This window comes from Hydrotalea sp. AMD (assembly GCF_004100315.1).
In the GTDB taxonomy this organism is placed as follows: Bacteria; Bacteroidota; Bacteroidia; order Chitinophagales; family Chitinophagaceae; genus Hydrotalea; species Hydrotalea flava.
The window spans coordinates 1-2,187 of record NZ_SCKY01000074.1; the positions used below are offsets into that span (position 1 = coordinate 1).

2 protein-coding genes are annotated in these 2,187 nt (G+C 39.8%); both read right to left on the reverse strand.

Translation table 11 applies throughout. The features are described from left to right. Window positions 1–665: 665 nt before the first annotated feature. Window positions 666–872 (reverse strand): hypothetical protein, encoded by a 207-nt coding sequence (locus EO766_RS18035; RefSeq protein WP_074419675.1) that lies wholly within the window; start codon window positions 870–872, stop codon window positions 666–668. 256 nt (window positions 873–1,128) lie between these two features. Further along, on the reverse strand, window positions 1,129–2,031 hold the full coding sequence (locus EO766_RS18040; protein ID WP_074419674.1) for an FRG domain-containing protein: 903 nt from the start codon (window positions 2,029–2,031) through the stop codon (window positions 1,129–1,131). Between the last annotated feature and the right edge of the window lie 156 nt (window positions 2,032–2,187).

Here is a 2,187-nt window from a genome sequence, read left to right on the forward strand (position 1 = left end):
GGGCTTTGATGCACCAATGCTTAAAAGGGTCTTGCAAAGAGTCGCTTTAAAATTATTGAGGAAAATCCAAACCGTGAATTCCCGTTAGCACCAGAAATTATTTTTGTTTCGGAAAATGGGGAATGACGCACAACGAACAGGGCTTGCTGCTATGGCGGCATTCATTGAACGTCCAGCCCCGAACAACAGCCCAATAAACATACAAAAGATGAAGATAAAAAACAAAAGCCCAATTGCGTTTCGCCAGCCGGGACTGCTGCCAAGGTAGCGGCATGTCGCTGAACCTGCGTTCCGTCGCCCCGCCATAGCAGCAAACCCCCTGTTGTGTGTTTGTGCTGTTGTCCAACAAAAGCTCTTTGTTTATAGGTTTATCACTTCGCTTATAGTCCAAAGTCGGCTGTCCAAAAAGTGTTGTGTCAAACCGAATTACTTACACAAGTTTGGGCAGCCGCAACAATGGTATGTCCGAAAAAAACAGTCAACCGATATACAAGACAGTCCCAGTTAGAGAAGCGGTCGCAACACTACACAATATTGAAGTAGGTCTTGATGGTCTGGAGAATGAATTTGAATATTTTGAAGTCCTCCAGCAAGCCAATTCACTTGTGTCAAGCATTATTCATTATGGCATGTCTAAACAAATACTTTCCTGTCAGCGGATTGAGTTACTCGATGGTGGCAGGAGCAGTAGTTAAAAATGCCGAAATCGTTTGCTTACCATTTACAGGCGCACCGTATTCGACTAACCTGATTAGGTAGCGATTGCCTTGATGGTGTAGAACATCACCTTCAAATGGTCTAAACTCAAGTTCGATGCTGTCTTTTTCGCTGAATGTTTTGTCGCCGGTCTTGAAGAATAATCTAACTGTCATAGTTGGTTTATGTGGTTTGTGAATAAAAAGAATGTGTCAACCTGTAAGAGGTCTCTAAGCATGACACACAACGTTAAAGCATTGGCGATATGGCGGTATTCTGTGTTCCGTCTGCCAGATGCCGCTGCTGATTAAAAATACAAAAGCTCATTGTTTATTCTGCTGCTCGGCTTTATTCGTCCGCTGAAACCGAAGCTGATTAGCGAACAAAAAGTTGAGAATATATTCGTCGCCCCGCCATATTGCCAATGCAATGTTAGCTGTTGTATTTTTTGTCAAAGGCTGCTTTCATTTTTATCATACTTTCCTCAACCTCATCGCTTTCTGGATACAAAATTTCATTTGGCATTGGTTGAAAATATTTGTCCCAAAATTTGCCGTCTGCGTTATCTACTAGAAATTTCGCAACCATTCTATTGGCTAAATCATCACTGTTTGTCTTTGTTGGTCTTATTGGATACTTCCCAACTAGGTAGCCTTCTTGATATCTTGGTCGTAGAGCCTTTACAGGAACAACATTTTGCAGCTTAATGAGAACAATTCCTAAATCTGAATAGTAAGAAATGCTTTGGTTTGGGTATGGAAGTCCGAACACATAAACATATCCTGTTTTAGATTTATTAAGAGCAAAACTTGCAGCAACCCTTAAAGATTGAGTGATGTCAATTAGAGGTGTCGGTAATATTTCATAGTGTTGAAAAAGAGAATAGTAATATTCATTAAAATAACTTCTTCGTCCACGCACCAACTCTACCATTTTAGATAAATCCTCGTAACGTTTACTAATTTGAGTTTTTCTAATTGAGTGTTTGGGAGTTCCGTCATCGTTCAATTCGGGTCTGCAAATAGAAGGATAAATTATAGTCTTTGGAATACGTTCTTTATAGAAAACAGCCTGGTTATTTTTGTAATCTTTGCGTTGCCCTCTGTAATACATCTCATAATTCCTATTGCTCAGTGTCACATGAGCGACTTCGTCCATAAGCTGTCGGAAACTTTTTACAGGAAACCCTTCACTTGCTCTTATTCTATTAACTGTGGCATCAAGTCGCTCCCAAACAATTTCATCTTCAAGGTCGTAATCAAAGTCCTTCTTAAATACATATTTTGTCACCTTTTTTTGAAATGGAGAAAATAATTTACCTTCTATTGGTTGCATTATTGGAGAGTTGAATTAATATAACAGCTAACGAACAGGGCTTGGCGATGGCAGGGGATTTTATAAAGTCCAGCCGATAACCGAAGCCGATTTAAAAACCAAAGTTGAAGTTAACAACTAAAAGCCAAATTACTATCGTCAAGCTGCAACAGAAGC

Excerpts from the sequence above, each read along its gene's own strand:
- EO766_RS18035 (WP_074419675.1), bottom strand. The coding sequence starts at position 872 with ATGACAGTTAGATTATTCTTCAAGACCGGCGACAAAACATTCAGCGAA.
- EO766_RS18040 (WP_074419674.1), bottom strand. The coding sequence starts at position 2,031 with ATGCAACCAATAGAAGGTAAATTATTTTCTCCATTTCAAAAAAAGGTG.